At 66.3% G+C, this 19,090-nt stretch carries 15 protein-coding genes; 4 read left to right on the forward strand and 11 right to left on the reverse strand.

Annotated features, from left to right (window positions below; all coding sequences use genetic code 11):
* Positions 1-158 precede the first annotated feature (158 nt).
* The 9 genes from ACK4MH_RS15115 to ACK4MH_RS15155 form a co-directional block, all read right to left on the reverse strand.
* Complete coding sequence (locus ACK4MH_RS15115; protein WP_409719834.1) at positions 159-1,943, reverse strand: acyl-CoA dehydrogenase C-terminal domain-containing protein; 1,785 nt, start codon at positions 1,941-1,943, stop codon at positions 159-161.
* Positions 1,944-1,946: 3 nt separating this feature from the next.
* On the reverse strand, positions 1,947-2,429 hold the full coding sequence (locus ACK4MH_RS15120; RefSeq protein WP_135193530.1) for a MerR family transcriptional regulator: 483 nt from the start codon (positions 2,427-2,429) through the stop codon (positions 1,947-1,949).
* 169 nt (positions 2,430-2,598) lie between these two features.
* Positions 2,599-3,018, reverse strand: a complete 420-nt coding sequence (locus tag ACK4MH_RS15125) for a DoxX family protein (RefSeq protein WP_409719836.1) — start codon at positions 3,016-3,018, stop codon at positions 2,599-2,601.
* A gap of 198 nt (positions 3,019-3,216) precedes the next feature.
* A complete protein-coding gene (locus tag ACK4MH_RS15130) occupies positions 3,217-4,173 on the reverse strand; it encodes a TraB/GumN family protein (RefSeq protein ID WP_409719838.1) in 957 nt (318 codons plus the stop codon).
* A 57-nt stretch (positions 4,174-4,230) separates the two neighbouring features.
* Positions 4,231-4,428: a helix-turn-helix transcriptional regulator gene (locus tag ACK4MH_RS15135; RefSeq protein ID WP_409719840.1), complete on the reverse strand. Its 198-nt coding sequence runs from the start codon at positions 4,426-4,428 to the stop codon at positions 4,231-4,233.
* Positions 4,425-4,865, reverse strand: coding sequence for a hypothetical protein (locus ACK4MH_RS15140; protein ID WP_409719842.1), 441 nt, complete (start codon positions 4,863-4,865; stop codon positions 4,425-4,427). Before ACK4MH_RS15140 ends, ACK4MH_RS15135 begins: the two co-directional genes overlap by 4 nt.
* A 96-nt stretch (positions 4,866-4,961) precedes the next feature.
* Positions 4,962-5,180: a helix-turn-helix domain-containing protein gene (locus tag ACK4MH_RS15145; RefSeq protein WP_409719844.1), complete on the reverse strand. Its 219-nt coding sequence runs from the start codon at positions 5,178-5,180 to the stop codon at positions 4,962-4,964.
* 12 nt (positions 5,181-5,192) lie between these two features.
* Positions 5,193-5,720, reverse strand: a complete 528-nt coding sequence (locus ACK4MH_RS15150; RefSeq protein ID WP_409719846.1) for a DUF2975 domain-containing protein — start codon at positions 5,718-5,720, stop codon at positions 5,193-5,195.
* 121 nt (positions 5,721-5,841) lie between these two features.
* Entirely contained in the window at positions 5,842-7,254 is a 1,413-nt protein-coding gene (locus ACK4MH_RS15155; RefSeq protein WP_409719848.1) for a protein adenylyltransferase SelO family protein, read from the reverse strand.
* A 216-nt stretch (positions 7,255-7,470) separates the two neighbouring features.
* Between ACK4MH_RS15155 and nhaA the strand changes: the two genes are divergently transcribed.
* From nhaA to ACK4MH_RS15170, 3 genes are all read left to right on the forward strand, one after another.
* The gene (gene nhaA, locus ACK4MH_RS15160) at positions 7,471-8,715 is read left to right on the forward strand and encodes a Na+/H+ antiporter NhaA (RefSeq protein WP_409719850.1); all 1,245 of its coding nucleotides are present in this window, start codon (positions 7,471-7,473) and stop codon (positions 8,713-8,715) included.
* A 205-nt stretch (positions 8,716-8,920) separates the two neighbouring features.
* Positions 8,921-11,560, forward strand: a complete 2,640-nt coding sequence (locus ACK4MH_RS15165) for a TonB-dependent receptor (RefSeq protein WP_409719852.1) — start codon at positions 8,921-8,923, stop codon at positions 11,558-11,560.
* Between the two features lie 322 nt (positions 11,561-11,882).
* Positions 11,883-13,322 (forward strand): serine hydrolase domain-containing protein, encoded by a 1,440-nt coding sequence (locus tag ACK4MH_RS15170; RefSeq protein WP_409719854.1) that lies wholly within the window; start codon positions 11,883-11,885, stop codon positions 13,320-13,322.
* Positions 13,323-13,369: 47 nt separating this feature from the next.
* Here the strand turns inward: ACK4MH_RS15170 and ACK4MH_RS15175 are convergent, their stop codons facing one another.
* Both ACK4MH_RS15175 and ACK4MH_RS15180 read right to left on the reverse strand, forming a co-directional pair.
* Positions 13,370-16,462 carry an efflux RND transporter permease subunit gene (locus ACK4MH_RS15175; RefSeq protein ID WP_409719856.1) on the reverse strand — a complete coding sequence of 1,031 codons (3,093 nt, stop codon included), beginning with the start codon at positions 16,460-16,462 and terminating at the stop codon, positions 13,370-13,372.
* 11 nt (positions 16,463-16,473) lie between these two features.
* Entirely contained in the window at positions 16,474-17,622 is a 1,149-nt protein-coding gene (locus ACK4MH_RS15180; protein ID WP_409719858.1) for an efflux RND transporter periplasmic adaptor subunit, read from the reverse strand.
* 195 nt (positions 17,623-17,817) lie between these two features.
* Between ACK4MH_RS15180 and lepA the strand changes: the two genes are divergently transcribed.
* Positions 17,818-19,090 (forward strand): translation elongation factor 4 (lepA, locus tag ACK4MH_RS15185; RefSeq protein WP_409719860.1); only part of this gene is annotated, 1,273 nt, incomplete at its 3' end.

A 19,090-nucleotide genomic window follows, 5' to 3' on the forward strand; every position in this document is an offset into this window, starting at 1 on the left:
TTTTATGGTCGTCATCCTCGGGCTTGTCCCGAGGACCCACCCCTCCGCCGCACGAGCAGAGGGGTGCGCAGTTCAGGTCGTCGTGCTCACGGTTCCTGTCGTGCGGTGGAGCCGTGGGCCCTCGGGACGAGCCCGAGGGTGACGGTATCAAAGAAGTCTCAGAACGCCTCGGCCGGCATGGCCATCAGCACGTCCGCGCCGGTCTTCATCTTGATCAGGTGCGCGCCGGCGTCGGGCAGGATGCGCTCGACGAAGTAGCGGCCGGTCTGCAGCTTGGTGGCGTAGTAGGGGTCGGTCGAACCGGCCTCGACCTGGGCCTGCGCCACCTTGGCCATCTGGGCCCACATATAGGCGAGCGCCGTCAGGCCGAAGACGTTCAGATAGTCGGTCGAGGCGGCGCCGGCGTTGTCCGGGTTGGCCATGCCGTTCTGCATCAGCCACATGGTGCCGTCCTGCAGCTTGGCCTTGGTGTCGGCCAGGCCGTCGACGAAGGGTTTGATGGCTTCGTTGCCGCCGTTCTCGGCGACGAAGGCGTCGATCTCGCCGAACCAGGTCATGATGGCGCGACCCCCGGCCGCGGGCAGCTTGCGGCCGACCAGGTCCAGCGCCTGGATGCCGTTGGTGCCCTCGTAGATCATGGTGATCCGGGCATCGCGCAGATACTGCGAGGCGGGGAAGTGTTCGGTGTAGCCCGAACCGCCGTGGACCTGCATGCCCAGCGAGGCGACGTGGAAGCCCTTGTCGGTCAGATAGGCCTTCAGCACGGGCGTCAGCAGGCCCATGTAATCCTTGGCCTTGGTCGCCACGGCCTCGTCTTCCGACTTCTCAAGGTCGGCGTGCAGGGCGGTCCACAGGATGAAGGCCTGGCCGCCTTCGACGAAGGCGCGGGCCTCCAGCAGCATGCGGCGCACGTCGGGGTGGACCATGATGCTGTCAGCCGGGCCGTCCGGGTTCTTGGGTCCGGTCAGGCTGCGGCCCTGCAGGCGGTCCTTGGCGAACTCGACGGCGGCCTGATAGGCGGCGTTGCCGATGGCCAGACCTTGCAGGCCGGTGCCCAGGCGGGCCTCGTTCATCACCACGAACATGTTGTTCATGCCGCGGCCTTCTTCGCCGATCAGCCAGCCCTTGGCGCCGTCGTATTGCATCACGGCGGTGGCGTTGCCGTGGATGCCCATCTTGTGCTCAAGCCCCGCGCATTCCAGCGTGTTGCGCTCGCCCAGCGACCCGTCCTCGTTGATCAGGAACTTGGGCACGACGAACAGGGACAGGCCCTTGATGCCCGGAACCGCGCCTTCGACGCGGGCCAGCACGGTGTGGATGATGTTGTCGGCGAAGTCGTGCTCGCCCGCCGAGATCCAGATCTTCTGGCCGGTGATCGAATAGGAACCGTCGCCGTTCGGCACGGCCTTGGTGCGCACCATGCCCAGATCCGTGCCGCACTGGGGCTCGGTCAGGTTCATCGTGCCGGACCATTCGCCGGTCGCCATCTTGGGCAGGTATTTCTGCTTCAGCTCGTCCGAGGCGTTGGCGTGGATGCCGGCATAGGCGCCGGCCGTCAGGCCCGGATACATCGAAAACGCCGCCGAGGCGCCGGCCGTCATCTGGCCGAAGGCCGAGGCGACGACGCTGGGCATGCCCTGACCGCCGTAGGCCGGGTCGGCGGCCAGCGCCATCCAGCCGGCTTCCGACATCGCCTTGTAGGCTTCCTTCCAGCCCTTGGGACCGGTCACCACGCCGCCTTCGGACCAGTGGCAGCCTTCCTTGTCGCCGGGATTGTTGATCGGGGCGATCACTTCGTCGGCGAACTTGGCGCCCTCTTCCAGGATCTGGCTGACCAGATCCGAAGAGACGTCCTGGAAGCCCGGCTGGTTGGTGTAGCGGTCGATCTCCAGCACTTCATTCAGGATGAAGGTGAAATCGCGGACAGGCGCCTTGTAGGCCATGGATTACGCTCTTGCTTTGAAGGGGTGGTGATGGTCGTGGTTGAGACGCGCGCGCAGCAGCTTCTCATAGTCTTCGGCGCCCGGCAGCAGGTCGGGGCGGTGTTCGGAAAGCTTGGATTCCATCCAGTTGCAGGCCTGTTCGGCCGTTTCGATGGCGCCTTCGATGTCTTCCAGCTGCTGCTTCAACGCCGCGATCTGGGCGCGGTGCCGAACCAGGGCCACCGCCATCTGATGGACGTTGTGATCCTTCTGATCATAGAGATCCATCATGTCCTGGATCTCCTGAAGGGTGAAGCCGATGCGGCGGCCCCTCAGGATCAGCTTCAGCCGGGCGCGGTCGCGGGCGTCATAGACGCGGGTCTGGCCCTTGCGCGCAGGGGTCAGCAGGCCCTTGTCCTCATAGAATCGCAGGGCGCGCGCCGTGGCCCCGAACTCGCGGCAGAGCTGGCGGATGGAATAGGTGCGGTGGTCGTCGGCGGTGGCCATGACCCAACATAACTTGACGTGCGCGTAAAGGGAAGCGCTTTACGCGCACGTAAGGGTAAGCTTTTCGTGTGGGGATGCTCCGGGCATGAAAAAGCCCGGAGCCTGGGGGGAGGCTCCGGGCGCAAACGCCGGACAGCAGGGGGGAGAGGGGTCCGACGTTCGATCTCTTTCAGAAGGCCTTGCGGCGGCCCAGCAGGACCGGGACGGTGAAGGCCAGCAGGATGGCGTTGACCGCCGCCAGACCCACGTCCTGGCTCATCGCGTGGATGATCAGCATGGTCGATTCCAGCACGATCAGTCCGGTCGCCGCCGTCATCAGCAGCGGGCGTCCGATGCGCCACGAGATCAGCGGGCTGAGGACGCCCATGGCCAGCGCGATCTCGACCACGCCCAGGCCGCGCACCATGTTCTCGGGCGCGACTGCCGGCCAGCCCATCAGATTGATGAGGTTGGTCATCGGCTCGGTCAGCTTGGCGTAGCCGGCGGCGATGAAGAACATCGCGATCCAGCCCTGCAGCGTCCAAAGGGCGATGTTGGCGTAGGCGGCGCGGCTGCGCGAGGGGGCGGTTGTGAAGGTGGAGGTGGTCATCGGGGGAGGAACCTGATTTCGTAACAGTCGCGATATCGGATTGGGGGTCGCCGTTCGCAAGAGGGGATATAGCGGCGCTTTCGACTTTTGTCATCAGACGATGACATCAACTGATGACATCAGCTGATGACTTTATGTTACGGGCCGGGGCGTCTGGTCCGATTCCCGACGCCCCACAACCCCGATACGCGCGGCGGCCTATTGCTGGATCACCGATATTCCGCGCGCCGCCAGCAAATCCTGCAGGCTGTCGTTCCCGGCGAGGTGGCCGACGCCCACGGCGATGAAGGTCGTGCCGGATCCCTTCAGCAGGGTCTCGATCTGGTCGGCCCAGTCGGCGTTGCGGCGGGCCATGAAGATCTGGTGCGTCTCTTCGGAAATGGCGCGTCCGTCCTCGTGCGCATACTTCGCCAGGGCGGCCTGATCGCTCGCGACCCAGCCGGCGACGGCGTGGTCCAGTTCGGCGGCGGCCGTGCCGTAGGTCTTCAGGTAATGCCGCAGGTAGGTCATCTGGCCCGCGTCGCTCATCCGCGCCAGGGCGCCGATCTGCTGGTCGATGGTCTCCAGCCCATGGATCGGCTTGCCGGCCGCCAGGGCTCGGGCGCGCAGGTTCATCTCGACGCCCAGGGCCGGATCGTATCCGGCGGTCGTCAGCGGACCGGTCGCGACCATCAGGGCGGCGAACCAGGGACGGAAGGGATCGATCTGTTGCGCGGTCAGACCGGCGGCCGGAGCAGCCTTGACCAGGGTCGCCTGTTCGTCGGGCGTCAGCCAGCTGGACAGGGGGCGGTCCGGCGACAGCCCATATTGCTGGAACACCGGTACGAGCGCGGCCTGGTCATCCGGGTTGGTGACCTCGAACCAGACGTCCGAGGCGCTGTCAAAGGCGGCGTTCACCTTGTCCGACCCCCAGGCCGTGCCGGGCTTCAGCAGATGGATCGTGCCGAACAGATAGACGGTCGAATCCGCATCCCGGACGACCCAGAGAGGCGGGCCGTCGCCGGCGGCGCGGGCGATGTGGGCCGGGGCGACGGGCGTCTCGGCATAGGCTTCGCCGGCGAAGATGGCGGCCCAGGCGGCGAGGCCCAGCGCCATGCCGGCGCCGATGGATTGGACGCGCGAAGCCGCGCGCCCCAGAGCGATCTGGAGATTCATGGTCGTATCCTTGATTTGAGGTTTGGGTGTGGTGCGGCGCGCAAGGCGCCGCCGGGGTCAGACGACGAAGAGGTCTTCGACCGGATGGTTCAGGGTGCGGGCCAGACGGACCGCCAGGGTCAGGGACGGCGCATAGAGGCCCGTTTCGATGGCGCGCAGGGTCAGGCGAGAGACGCCGAGGCTTCGGCTGAGTTGGCCTAGCGACATCTGCTGCTGGTTGCGCAGGTCGCGCACGCGGTTGGCGACCCGGATCATCCGGCGCGTCGGGTCAGCAGCAGCGCCAGACCATAGCCGACCGCCTGTCCCCCCAGCAGGCAAAGAAGGCCGGTCGCGGCCCAGGCGGCGGGGCCGTGCAACAGCGGTTCCGTCAGGGTCACGCCGTTGTTCAGCAGGGCGACCAGTGCGGCGGCGCCGGCGAAGACGCCCAGATTGCCGCCCGTCCACCAGGCTTTGCGGTGCGCGTGGCGCGTCGTCTCGTCCAGCCCGCGCCACCAGACGCCATTATAATGGATCATCGCCAGCGTCAGGCCGATCAGCATGACGACCAGGCCCAGCGAGGGCGGGGCGCCAAGGCTGCTGGGCCACAAGGGCGTCTCGACCTTGGCGGTCAGGCTGACGGCGGCCAGGGCCGCTGCAATGGATATGACGGTCTTCTGGTCGTGGGTGTAGTCGGCGCGTTCGAGATGTTTCATGACAAGCTCCCCTGTCGTTGTGACAAGGGAGCTTTACGATCTGCATCAATGGTAAGTCAAGCGTCATTTACATCGAGACAATGACGCTTGCTATTTTCAGGTGTCGGGATGCACTCCCGGCGTCTGGACGATCAGGTCGCCGGGCTGGCAATCCAGCTCGCGGCACAGGGCGTCCAGGGTGGAGAAGCGGACGGCGCGGGCCTTGCCGGTCTTGAGGATCGACAGGTTGGCCAGGGTGACGCCGACGCGGTCGGACAGTTCGGTCAGGGACATGCGGCGTTCGAGCAGCAGCCGGTCCAGCTGGATCATGATCATGGCGCGCCCCTCTCAGACCGTGGTCATCTGTTCGTCGCGCATGGCCGACCCCTGCCGGAACACCTCGGCCAGGATGAAGACCACCAGAATGCCCAGCCAGGACCCCAGGTCGAAGTCATAGTCGGACGGCGATTGCCCGATGCTCTGCGGCGCCACGAAGACCAGCAGAAGCGCCGTCAGCTGGATCCCGATCAGGCCGAAGCCCACGGCCTGAAGCCGTTTGACGTTGGCGAACTCGAAGGCGTCGCCCTGATTGACCGACAGTAAGATGCGCCGCAGCCGATTGATGATCCACCAGGTGAAGCCGCAGGCGAGGAAGGCGCCCAGCAGGGTCAGCCTACCCGTCATTTCGAAACTGGTATGGGGATCGACGTCGACGCCTTTCAACCCGTCCATCAGCCCTGCGCCGAAGCTTGGGAAGATCAGGCTGACGACCAAGGCGACCCCGACCGCGATCGCGCCGATCATCACGAAGACGTTTGCAAAACCCAGGACCAGACGCACGGCGCTGGCGATGGATCGCTTACCGATCATTTTCATTTTTCGTCACTCCAATCGGGTCGGCCTCCGCGACCGCCTTGGTGACTATCGATATGGATTTATCGATAAACGAGCAAGAACATTATCGATAAACGAGATGAAGCTTTCGTAAGGTTCGGCGTCAGGCGCTGAAGCCCCAGGTCACGCGGGCGGCCTCCAGACGGGCCAGCTTGGCCTGGAACGGCGCCCAGTCGTCGTCGGCGTCTATGGCGGCCCAGATGGCCTCGACCTCGTCGATCAGCATCTCCTCGGGCTCGCGGGCGGCGAACATCGGGTGTTCCAGCCGTTCGATCCGGTCGGGTTCATGTTCCATCAAGGCGAAGCGGAAGGCGTCGAAGGCCTCGCCCTGATAATGCTTCGCGCGCGGTCCCGACAGGGCGCGGGCCGAGGAGGCGAAGCCGCCGAACCAGTCGAAGAACAGCGGCTCCCACCGCATCGCCGCGCCGCCTTCCCGCAACAGGGCCAGGGTCGCATCGACCAGCCGCTGATCCGCCGCCTCGCCCAGGCTGCTCACCCCCAGCCGCATCAGGAAGGCGGCGCGCAGCTCGCGGATATAGGCCGGGCCGAACCCGTTCAGCGCCTTCGTCAGCGGCTCGACCTCGGCGACCAGTTTCAGACACCCGGCCAACTGCGTCAGGTTCCAGAACACGGCCTCGGGCTGACGCGCAAAGGCGTAGAGGCCGGTCTGGTCGAAATAGGCGGCGGTGAAGGCCGGGTCGTATTCGGGCAGGAACCGCCAGGGGCCATAGTCGAAGCTCTCGCCCGTGACGTTCAGATTGTCGGTGTTCAGCACCCCATGGACAAAGCCCGCCGCGATCCAGCGCGCCGTCAGTTTCGCCGAGGCCTCGACGACAGCGGCCATCAGTCCGGGCGCGTCACCCGCCGCAACGGTCGGATGATAAAGGGTGCGAACGTGTTCGATCAGCGCCTCGATCTGATCCACGCGGCCCAGATAGGCGGCGCGCTGGAAGGTGCCGAAGCGGATATGGGAGTGGGACAGGCGCACCAACACGGCGGACCGCGTCGGCGACGGCTCGTCCCCGCGCTCCAGCGCCTCGCCGGTCTCGATCAGGGAGAAGGCGCGGCTGGTGGGGACGCCTTGCGCTTCCAGCATCGCCGCCGCCAACGCCTCCCGCACCCCGCCCTTCAGCGTCAGCCGCCCGTCGCCGCTGCGCGACCAGGGCGTCGTGCCCGAACCCTTGGTCCCCAAATCGAGCAACCGGCCCGAAAGGTCGCGCATCTGCGCCGCCAGGAACCCGCGCCCGTCGCCCAGGTCGGGATTGTAGTGGCGGAACTGATGGCCGTGATAGCGCATGGCGATCGGCCCCGGCTGGCCGGGCAGGGGGTCGAACCGACCGAAAGCGGCGATCCATTCCGCCTCGCTCAGCCCCTCCAGCCCGACTTCGGCGGCGGCGCGGTCGTTGCGGAACCGCAAGGTCGTCTGCGGGAAGTCGGCGGCCTGAACCGCATCGGCGTAGTCGGCGCCCAGATCGAAGAAGCGCGGTTCGGGGCGGTAGGCGGGGGAGACGGGCATGGGAGGCTAGGTGCGTGTCCGAAGGGGGGAGCGCAACCTCTCTTCTTCGTCCGGACAACGGTTGGCTTGGCGGGCCGCATCCTCTATTCTGGCTTCAGCCATCAGGTCGCTCCGCGCGGCCAGGCCGGCGCGCTCCGAAAGGGGCGACGAATCCGGTCCGACGCCCGTCGATAACCTGGCGTCACGACAGCTTCAGCATTCTGATCGGAGGCCGCCGTGGCGCGCAAACTGACACTCGATTTCCTCAAGACCGAGGCCGCATCCGGCTCGGCCCTGGCCCTTGCCGCCATCGCCGCCGTGATCGTGGCCAACTCGCCGTGGGCGGGGGACTATTTCACCTGGCTGAAGAGCTATCATGTGCTTCAGATCGGCCCGATCCGTCTGGAGGAGTCGATCTCCGACTGGATCAAGGAAGGTCTGATGGCGATCTTCTTCCTCGTGGTGGGGCTGGAGATCAAATACGAGATCGTGCGCGGCGAGCTCAGCGATCCGCGCAAGCTGGCGACGCCGGTTCTGGCGGCCATCGGCGGCATGGCCGGGCCGGCGGCGGTCTATCTGCTGCTGTCGGCGACCATGGGCGCCCCGCACGCGGGCTGGCCCATTCCGCTGGCCACCGATATCGCCTTTGCGCTCGCCATCTTCGGTTTCGTGGGCAAGGGGCTGCCGTCGTCGCTGCGGGTCTTCCTGCTGACGCTCGCAATCGTCGACGACCTGGGCGCCATCGCCCTGATCGCCGTCCTGTTCAGCGAGGGCGCCAACTGGACGCCGCTGTTCTGGGCCCTTGGCCTGATCGCCCTGGGCGGCCTGGTCGCGCACCGGATGCGTATTCCGACGCCCTTCTGGGTGCTCGGCTTCGCCGCCGTCTGGTACCTGACGGTTCTGTCGGGCCTCAGCACCTCGCTGACCGCCGTGGCCTTCGCCATGATCGTGCCGATCGCGGCGCGCAAGGAAGATCGCCAGAGCCCGCTGAAGGAGGCGATGCACGACCTGCATCCGTGGAACGCCTTCCTGGTTCTGCCGCTGTTCGCCTTCGCCAAGGCGGGCGTGTCCTTCGCCGGTCTGTCGATGGAGCAGGCGTTCGCGCCCCTGGTCATCGCCATCGCGCTGGGCCTGTTCTTCGGCAAGCAGATCGGCGTCATGGGCATGGCCTGGCTGGCCTCGGCGCTGAAGATCGGGGCGCGGCCGACGGGCGCCAGCTGGCTTCAGGTCTATGGGGTTTCTCTGCTGTGCGGCGTGGGCTTCACCATGAGCCTGTTCATCGGCGTCCTGGCCTTCCCCGGCGCAGTGGATTCGCCCGAACAGGTCGAGGTCAAGCTGGGCGTCATCGGCGGCTCGATCCTGTCGGCGATCGCGGCGGCGCTCGTGCTGGGATTCGCCGGTCGTCATCGCCAGACCGACCCGGTCGCCTTGCAGCCTGAAGTCGAGCCTCTGGGGCCGAAAAGCGGGCAAAAACTGACCTAACGTCAGCGTTTTATGTCTCTTCCCTGACACACAAAGGCGAATCCGCGGCGAAAAATCGTCGCGGGTAACAACGCTCGCTTGTCCGAGGGGCCGAAGCGCGCTTAGCCTAGCGATAACGAACGCTCCCCCAAGAAGGGGACGTCGATTGGGACAGGAAACGCCGCGATCGCTCTGTGCGAACGTGGCTTCAGCCGGGAGGACGCCTATGCGCCGCAATCTTCAACTCAGAACAACCGTGTCCGCCGCCGTCGTGGGCGCGGTCGTCTTCGGCTTTGCGGGCGTCGCCGCCGCGCAGGACGCCCCGGCGACCGTCGACGACATCATCGTCACCGCCCAGAAGCGTGAACAGAGCCTGCAGGACGTGCCGATCGTGGTCACGACCCTGTCGCAGGAACTGCTGGACGGCGCCGGCGTGCGCGACATCAAGGATCTGCAGATCCTGACGCCCGGCCTGACCGTCACCTCGACGCAGTCGGAAGCCTCGACCACCGTCCGTATCCGCGGCGCCGGCACCGTGGGCGACAACCCCGGCCTGGAAAGCTCGGTCGGCGTGGTGATCGACGGCGTCTATCGCTCGCGCAACTCGGTCGGCTTCGGCGACCTGGGCGAACTGAGCCGCATCGAGGTCCTGAAGGGTCCGCAAGGCACCCTGTTCGGCAAGAACACCTCGGCCGGCGTCATCAACATCATCACCGAACGCCCGTCGTTCGATCCGTCGATCTCGGCGGAACTGACCGGCGGCAACTTCGGCGCCATCGGCGGCTCGGTCTCCGTCACGGGCGGTCTGACCGACCAGATCGCCGGTCGCCTGTTCGTGGCGCACCGCGAGCGTGACGGCTTCTACGACGTCAACACCGGCGACGGCCCCAACAGCAAGACCGAAGACAACACCCAGAACTACTGGACCGCGCGCGGCCAACTGCTGATCCTGCCCAGCGACGACGTCTCGGTCCGCCTGATCGCGGACTACACCAAGCGCGACGAGTTCTGCTGTTCCGCCGTGCAGACGCGCGTCGGCCCGTCCCAGGCCTTCATCGCCGCCCTGACCGCGCCGAACGGCCCGGGTCAAACGCCGCCCGCCGCCGGTTTCGGCACGGTGCCCTTCTCGCGCCTGGCCTATTCCAACCGCGAGACCCCGCAAGAGATCGAGGACATGGGTCTGTCGGCGGAAGCGACCATCGACTTCCCCAGCATCAACGCCACCCTGACGTCGCAGACCTCGTGGCGCGACTGGTCGTTCCAGCAGGGGATGGACCTGGACTACACGGGCGCCGACATCCTGTATCGCGCCAACGACGGCTCCAACGGCTACGGCGTCGATAACCTGACGCAAGAGTTCCGACTGGCGGGCACGACGGACAAGTTCGACTGGCTGGTCGGCCTGTTCGCCACCAAGGAAGGCGTCTATCGCGACGACAGCTATGTCTATGGCGCGGACTACAACGCCTTCGCCTCCTTCCTTCTGACGGCGACGCTGCCGGCCTCCGTCGGTGGTCCCAGCCCGTCGCGCCTGGGCTGCTTCACCAACCCGAACGGCTTCCTTGTCGGCACGGCCGGCGCGGCTGCGGGCCAGCCGCTGTGCGTTATCGGCGCTGTGCCCCCCAGCGCCGCCGCCCCGACCTTCTCGGCCGGCAAGGCGTATCAGGACCACTATTCGCAGAGCTCGGAGTCGGTGGCGCTGTTCACCAACAACACCTGGAAGGTGTCCGAGGCCTTCGATATCAACCTGGGCCTGCGCTACACCTATGACAGCAAGCGTCTGCTGGGCGTTCAGGACAATCTGGGCAGCAACGGCGCGGCCTGCGGCGGCGCCCTGGCCAACCAGAACCCCGCGAACCGCACGGTCTCGCCGATCCCCGGCACCGCCAACGTCGCCACTCCGGCGGCCGCCCTGGGCCTGCTGTGCCTGCCCTGGTCCAACCCGCTCTACGACAATCGCCGGATCCAGGAGAAGTTCAGCGACACCGACCTGTCCGGCACCATCAAGGCTTCCTACCGGTTCAACCCGTCGATCATGGTCTATGGTTCGTATGCGCGCGGCTACAAGGGCGCGGGCTACAATATGGATCGGGTGCAGACGGGCGTGACGCCGGACGCCTCGCTGTTCTTCGCCGCCGAAACGGTCGACAGCTATGAGGCGGGGGTCAAGACGACCCTGTTCAACCGCACCATGCTGCTGAACCTGACCTACTTCGATCAGAAGTTCGAGAACTTCCAGCTCAACACCTTCCTGGGCACCGCCTTTGTGGTGGAATCCATCCCCGAGTTGACCTCGCGCGGCGTCGACGCCGACATGGTCTGGTTCACCCCGGTCGAGGGTCTGTCGTTCCAGGGCGGCGTGACCTACACCGACGCCAAATACGGTGTGTTCGGCGCCGGCGACCTGTCCAGCCCCGGCCGCTTCCCGCAGCTGTCGCTGCTGCCGGGCGCGCGCGCCTCGTTCGCTCCGGAATGGTCGGTCACGGGCGCCCTGGCCTTCGACCGCGAACTGGGCGGCGGCCTGCGCGGCGGTTTCAACCTGTCGGCCAAATATTCGACCGAATACAACACCGGCTCGGACCTGCTGCCGTACAAGAACCAGGACGCCTTCACCGTCGTCAACGGCCGGGTCTCGATCGGCTCGGAAGACGAGCGCTGGACGCTGGAGGTCTGGGGCCAGAACCTGCTGGAAGAAGAATACACCCAGGTCGGCTTCGCCGCCCCGCTGCAAGGCACGGCCTTCGCCAACGTCGCCACGCCTCAGGCCGACGGCACCTTCTACAATATCGCCACCGACACGGCGACCTACAACGCCTACCTCGGCGCCCCGCGCACCTACGGCGTGACGCTGAAGGTCAGATACTGATCGTCAAGCCTCAGGGCTGAACGACGAAGGGCCGACCGGGAAACCGGTCGGCCCTTTTTCTTGGGCGTGTGTTCAGGCGAGTGTGGGAATGTCCGCTCTCAGAAGCGATCCCAAATTCGGCTTCCGACCCGTTGCGGACATCCGGGATGGTCGTCAACCACACACGCTGCGTTCCGATGGTTCGAGTCGCAGGCCTGGCCGAAGGTGGCGACAGGGGCTCAGGGGGGGCGCTGCGATATTACGCCCATTTAACTCACCAAGACGGCGTTCGGCCCTTACAGCGTGGAAAGGGCAGCCCGCGCCCTGAGTATGGACGTGCTGCATGCTATTCGCATCCTCGACCCCAATCGTCTCATGCTTTGCCAGCCGACTGATTGCCGAGTTTTTCGCCGTTGCGGCCTTCGCAGTGCTGTTCAACGCATCACCTGCGTCGGCCATGAAACAGGCGACGTCGGACAATCAAATGATGCAGGTCGAGGCCGCGCTCTTCGCCGCTGTTCCTGAAGCCAATGGGCCGGGCGCCGTCGTTTTGGTTGCCCGTGGAGAAGACGTCCTTTCCGTCACGGCCCGAGGCGTCGCCGACGTGACGTGGAGTATCCCACTCGCGCCCTCCCAGACCTTCGCAATTGCGTCGATCACGAAGACCTTCACCGCCGCCGCCGTCGTGAAGCTCGCCGAGGAAGGTCGCCTGTTGCTCGATGACACCTTATCCACCTACGTTCCCGAGTTTGGTGACACATCCGGCATCACGATCCGTGAACTGCTCTCCCACACCGCCGGCGTGTCGGACCGGGCGATCTTGAGCGAAGGGCCACCCGGCTTTCTTCGCCAAGACATCAGTCTCGCCGATCTGGTGACGCAGATTGCAACACAGCCTTCGGATTTCAAACATGGACGCCAGCAGCGTTATTCCAACGCAGGGTACATCCTGCTGGGCGCTGTCCTGGAGAAGGTGACCGGCAAAACCTGGGACGCTGCCATACGAGATCTGGTCATAGCGCCGGCGGGTCTTGGTGAGACGGGGTACGCCCCGGTCTCGACGATCATCCCGGGTCGGGTCGCTGGCTACACCAATGACACTGCGGATCGTACGCTTGCCAATGCGGAATATATCAGCCTGTCTGTTCCGGCCTCCGCTGGGGGTCTGGTTTCAACAGTCGGCGATCTGCATCGTTGGATGCACGCGCTTGTGAATGGCGAGATCGTTTCAACCGAAAACTTCAGGTTGATGACCACGCCGGTTATCCCAGCCGAAGGGCCGTCTGCCAGTCCCTACGGGTTGGGGTTCTATGTGTGGAACATCCGGGGGGAGGCTGTCATCGGTCATACGGGGCAGATCAACGGCTTTACCTCCATGCTCGCCTATCTTCCTCGCGAAGACGCGACCATCGTCGTTCTGGCCAATAACGACGGGTTCGACGCCCAAACTTTTGGACGACGACTTGCAGCGATCATGGCTGGCTCGCCCTATGAGGTGGTGAACCCGGACGCTGCGAGCCCGAAGGACCTCGAAGCCTTCGCGGGCTCTTACGGCGAGGGCCAGGGGGCCCGGATCATCGTCGTCCGCGACGACCAACTCTTCACCCGCCGAGGCGCCTCACGTGAAATCAGGATGGCAGTCTCCGCCAAAGGCAACCTGCATTACAGCCCTGATGAACTCACATTCTTCACGCCCATAAGAGACGCGTCGGGGAAGGTGATCGCACTCGACTATTATGCCAGGGGTGAGGGCCCGGCCGTGAGGCTCGCGCGGACGGACTAAACGTCTGTGAGGCTACTGCGCAAAGGTCCGCAAAGGGCTGATCGACCTCACTCCACCACTGTCCCCGGCCTCGGCTTGGCCAGCTCGCGCTGTCCCGCCGTTGAGCGGCTCAGGATGCGGCGGCCCCAGCCGGCGATGTCGTCGACGATGGTGAAGATGGCGGGGATGTAGAGCAGGGAGAGGAAGGTCGAGGAGATCAGTCCGCCCAGCACGGCGATGGCCATGGGCGAGCGGAACTGGACGTCGGCCCCGACCCCCATGGCGATGGGCACCATGCCCGCCCCCATGGCGAAGGTGGTCATCAGGATGGGGCGGGCGCGCTTGTGCGCCGCGTCCATGATGGCCTCGTGGCGCGGCATGCCGTCCCGCTCGGCCATGATGACGTAATCGACCAGCAGGATGGAGTTCTTGGCCGCGATCCCCATCAGCATCAGCACCCCGATCAGGGCCGACATGGAGAAGTTGGCGCCGCCGATGGCCAGGGCGATGAAGGCGCCGCCGATGGCCAGGGGCAGGGCCGCCATGATGGTGATCGGATAGGCGAAGCTTTTGAACAGCAGCGTCAGAACCGCATACATCAGCAGGATGCCCGAGGCGAAGGCGATGGCGAAGCCGGTCAGCATCTCCTGGATGAACTCGGCGTCGCCGGCCGGCACCTGGCGCACGCCGGCGGGCAGGTTCTGGACCGAGGGCAGGCGGTTGACCGCCGCGCCTGCCGCGCCGGTGGCGATGCCGTCCAGCTCGGCGCTGATCGAGGCGATCCGCGACCGGTCCTGGCGGGTGACGGTGGCGGGACCGGCGCCGAACTGGATGTCGGCGACAGCGCTCAGCGGCACGGAGTTTCCGCCGTTGCCAGGCACACGCAGGTTCTCCAGCACGCTCAGATCCTCGCGGGCTTCCTCGGTCAGTTGCAGGCGGATCGGGATCTGGCGGTCGCCCAGATTGTATTTGGGCAGGTTCTGATCCACGTCGCCGATGGTGGCGACCCGCACCGCCTGGGAGATGGCGCCGGCCGAAACGCCGGCCAGGGCCGCCTCGTCGGGGCGCGGCGTGACCAGGATTTCGGGACGGGCGATGGCGGCCGAGTTGACGACGTTGGCCAGGCCGGGAACGCCGCGCATCTCCTGTTCGACCTTGCGCGCCGCGGCGTTCAGGGCGTCGGGATTATCGCTCAGGATCGAGAAGGTGTAGCTGGTGCCGTCGCCGGGACCGCCGCCCTGCTGGGCGATGCCGGCGCGGATACGGGCGCCGGGGATCTGTTTCAACTCGTCCACCATGGCGCGCGCAAAGGCCTGTTGGCTCAGGTCGCGATCGCCCTTGGGCACCATGTCGGCATAGACATTGGCCTGGGTCACGTCCTGACCGCCGATGGCGGCGTATACCGAGGTGACCTCTGGGCGGGCTTCCAGCCGCCTGGTGACCTGCTGCACCACGGCGTCGGTCTGGCGCAGGGTCGAGCCGGGCGGCAGTTCGACCTGGAAGGCGGCGCGGGCGGTGTCGCCGGGCGACATGAACTCGAACGACATCTTGGCGACGACCGCCGTGCCGACCGAGCCGACCAGGAACAGGATGCCGATGACGAACACCTTCCACCGGTTGCCCAGGGACCAGCGCAGCGCCTTCAGATAGCCGCCCATCCAGAACGGATCCTTGTCCTCGTGATGGCTGTGCTTGAGGATGAAGGCCGCCATCAGCGGCGTCAGGGTCCGCGCGACCAGCAGGGAGAAGGCCACGGAGACACAGGCCGCGAGCGCAAAGGCCTTGAAGAACTGGCCGATGATGCCCGGCATGAAGCCGACGGGCGCGAAGACGGCGATGATTGTGGCCGTGGTGGCCACGACCGCCAAGCCGATCTCGTCGGCGGCCTCCAGCGAGGCGTCATAGGGCGGCTTACCGTCGCGCATGTGGCGGACGATGTTCTCGATCTCCACGATGGCGTCGTCGACCAGGATGCCGATGGTCAGCGACAGGGCCAGCAGGGTCACGACGTTCAGCGACTGATCCAGCGGGCCCAGGATGGCGAAGGTCGGGATCAGCGACATCGGCATGGCTGTCGCCGCGATGAAGGTGGCCCGCCAGTCGCGCAGGAAGATGAAGACGATGATGACCGCCAGCACGGCGCCCAGCAGCAGGGCCTCCAGCGAGGCCAGATAGGATTCTTCGATCTGTTCGACGCTGGCCGTGACCTGGCTGATCGTCAGTTCGGGGTGGGCGTCGTCGAGCTTCTTGACCTCCTCGCGGACCCGTTCGGCGACCTTGACCTCGGAGGCGGTGCGCGAGCGCAGGAAGTTGAAGGTCACGGCCTCCTGGCCGTTGTAGCGGGCCAGGCGGCGCGGCTCGCTCCACTTGTCCTCGACCTTGCCCAGATTATCCAGACGCACCGTCTTGCCGTCGCCCAGCGGGATCAGTGTGCCGCTCAGTTGCTCGACCGAGGTCGCGGCGCCCAGGGTGCGCACGGCGCGCTCGGACCCGGCGATGGTGACGCGACCGCCCGGCAGGTTGTTGTTGACGTTGTTCAGCGCCTGGCTGACCTCCGCGGCGGTGACGCCATAGGCGGCCAGACGTTGCGGATCCAGCTCGACGCGGATCTCGCGGTCCACACCGCCCGAGCGGTTGACCTCGCCCACGCCGCCCAGGGCCAGCAGGCCGCGGCTGACCTCGTTGTCGATGAACCAGCTGATCTCTTCCGGCGTCATGGTCGGCGAGCGGACCACATAGGTGATCAGGGCGTCGCCGGTGATGTCGATGCGCTGGACCGCCGGTTCCTGCATGTCCTGGGGCAAGGACGCGCGCAGGCCGGTCATGGCGTTGCGCACGTCGTTGGTCGCGCGGTCGGTGTCTGTGCCCAGCTCGAACTCGATCGTCGTGGAGGACACGCCGTCGGTGATGTTCGACGTGATGTGGCGTACGCCCGACAGGCCGGCCAGCGAATCCTCGATCAGGCGCGTGACCTGGACCTCCATCTCCGCCGGGGCCGAGCCGGGGCGGGCGGCGGTGACGGCGACCAGGGGGAAGTCGATGTCGGGGTTCTGATTGATCCGCATCCCCATGAAGCCGACCACGCCGCCGAGCGTCAGCAGCAGGAACAGCAGGATGATCGGGATCGGGTTCTTGATCGCCCAGGACGACATCTGATTCATGGTCGTCGGTCCTACTTCTTGGCCGCCGGGGCAGCCGGGGCCGCCGGCTGGGCGGCCGGCGCTGCGCCCACGGCCTGAGCCACGTTGACGCGGTCGCCTTCGTTCAGGAAGCCGGCCCCGTCCACGGCGACGCGGACGCCGACAGCGACGCCGCTGACCGCCGTCTGGGTCTCGGTGCGCGACAGGATGGTCACCGGCTGGAAGTGGACCGTGCTATCGCCGTTGACGACGAAGACGCCGGGCTTGTTCTCGCGATACAGCACCGCGCCGGTCGGCACGGTGGTCGCGGGCTGATCGCCGACGGCGATGTCGGCGCGGGCGAACATGCCGGGACGCAGCTGGGCGCCGGGCGACAGCGATATGCGCGCCAGGCCCAGGCGGGTGGTGGCGTTGACCTCGGGCGTGACGATGCGGACCGAGCCAGTCGTCTGACCGGCCTCGCTGGAGGTCACGGTCGCCGACTGACCGGCGCGGATCAGGCCCAGTTCGGTCTCGGGCACCTGGGCGTCCAGCTCAAGCCGGCCGTCGCGGACCATGCGGAACAGTTCGGTCCCGGCGGCGATGATCTGGCCCTTGGTCACGCTGCGGCTGATGATCAGGCCGCCGACGGGCGCGCGGATGGTCGCCTGCGATAGCTGGGTCTGGGTCTGGGCCAGGGTGGCGCGGGCCGCCGCCAGATTGGCGTTGGAGGCGCGCTGGTTGGCCAGGGCCGTATCCAGCGACGCCTGGCTGAGGAAGCCGCGCTCCTTCAGCTGCTGGGCGCGGTCCAGGGCGGCGTCGTCACGCGACACATTGGCCTGGGCCAGCTGGACCTGAGCCTGCTGCTGCTGCAACTGGGCGCGCAGCAGGACGTCGTTCATCTGCACCAGGGCCTGGCCCTGACGGACGTAGGAGCCTTCGTCGACATAGACGGCGACGGCGGTCAGGCCCCCGGTCTCGGCCGCCACCGGCACCTCTTCCCAGGCCGAGACGGTGCCCGAGGCGGTGACGGTGCGGTTCAGGCTGGTCTGTGCGACGGTCGCGGCGCTGACGGTCTGGCGCGAGCCGCCTGCGGCCTTTTCGTCCGTCTTTTCCTCGCCATGTCCGCCGCAGCTCGCCAGCAGGAAGGCCGACAGGGCCATGGCGCCGACGTTGAGAACGGTGCGGGTCGTCTTGGACACGGGGGATTTCCTCGGTTGCAGGCGAAGCGGATCGCCGGCTCGCGCCGGTTATCGAGAGGCTTGTCCCATACCGCGTCCGCGAAACCTTCTCAAACGGCGAAGGCGTTTATTGCGAAGGCTTAATGTGACTTAAGGCGCGGGCGGGATCGGCCGTGCGACTGGTCCCCGCCCTCTACGCGTGATAGGGGCGCGCGGATGACGACTCCCCCTATCTCGAACATTCGCAACTTCAGCGTGGTCGCGCACATCGACCACGGCAAGTCGACCCTGTCCGACCGACTGATCCAGTACACCGGCGGCCTGACCGCGCGCGAGATGTCCGAGCAGGTGCTCGACAACATGGATATCGAGAAGGAACGGGGCATCACCATCAAGGCGCAGACCGTGCGCCTGAACTACAAGGCCAAGGACGGCCAGGACTATGTCCTGAACCTGATGGACACGCCCGGCCACGTGGACTTCGCCTATGAGGTCAGCCGCTCCCTGGCCGCCTGCGAGGGCTCGCTGCTGGTGGTGGACGCCTCGCAAGGCGTCGAGGCCCAGACGCTGGCGAACGTCTATCAGGCCATCGACAACAACCACGAGATCGTCCCCGTCCTGAACAAGGTGGATCTGCCGGCCGCCGAGCCCGAGCGGGTCCGCGCCCAGATCGAGGACGTCATCGGCATCGACGCCTCCGAAGCCGTGCTGTGCAGCGCCAAGTCCGGCATCGGCATCGAGGACGTGCTGGAGGCCATCGTCACCAAGCTTCCGGCGCCCAAGGGCGACCCGAACGCGCCGCTGAAGGCCATGCTGGTGGACGCCTGGTACGACCCCTATCTGGGCGTCGTCGTCCTGGTCCGCGTCTTCGACGGCGTGCTGAAGACCGGCATGCGGGTCAAGATGATGCGCAACGGCTCGACCCACCTGATCGACCGCGTCGGCGTCTTCCTGCCCAAGAACACCCCCGTGGACCAGCTTGGCCCCGGCGAGGTCGGCTTCATCACCGCCCAGATCAAGGAAGTGGCCCACGCCGCCGTCGGCGACACCATCACCGATGAAAAGAAGCCGACCGCCGAACCGCTGAAGGGGTTCAAGGAGGTCCAGTCGGTGGTCTTCTGCGGCCTGTTCCCGGTCGACGCCGCCGATTTCGAGGACCTGCGCGCCGCCATCGGCAAGCTGCGCCTGAACGATGCGTCGTTCACCTACGAGATGGAATCCAGCGCCGCCCTGGGCTTCGGCTTCCGCTGCGGCTTCCTGGGCTTGCTGCACCTGGAGATCATTCAGGAGCGGCTGAGCCGCGAGTTCAACCTTGACCTGATCGCGACCGCCCCCTCGGTGGTCTACAAGATCGGCCTGCGCGACGGGTCCGAGATCGACCTGCACAACCCGGCCGACCTGCCCGACGTGATGCAGATCGAGACCATTTCCGAGCCCTGGATCAAGGCCACCATCCTGACGCCCGACGAATACCTCGGCAGCGTGATCA

The sequence above is a fragment of the Brevundimonas sp. genome, from assembly GCF_046295075.1.
Classification (GTDB): domain Bacteria; phylum Pseudomonadota; class Alphaproteobacteria; order Caulobacterales; family Caulobacteraceae; genus Brevundimonas.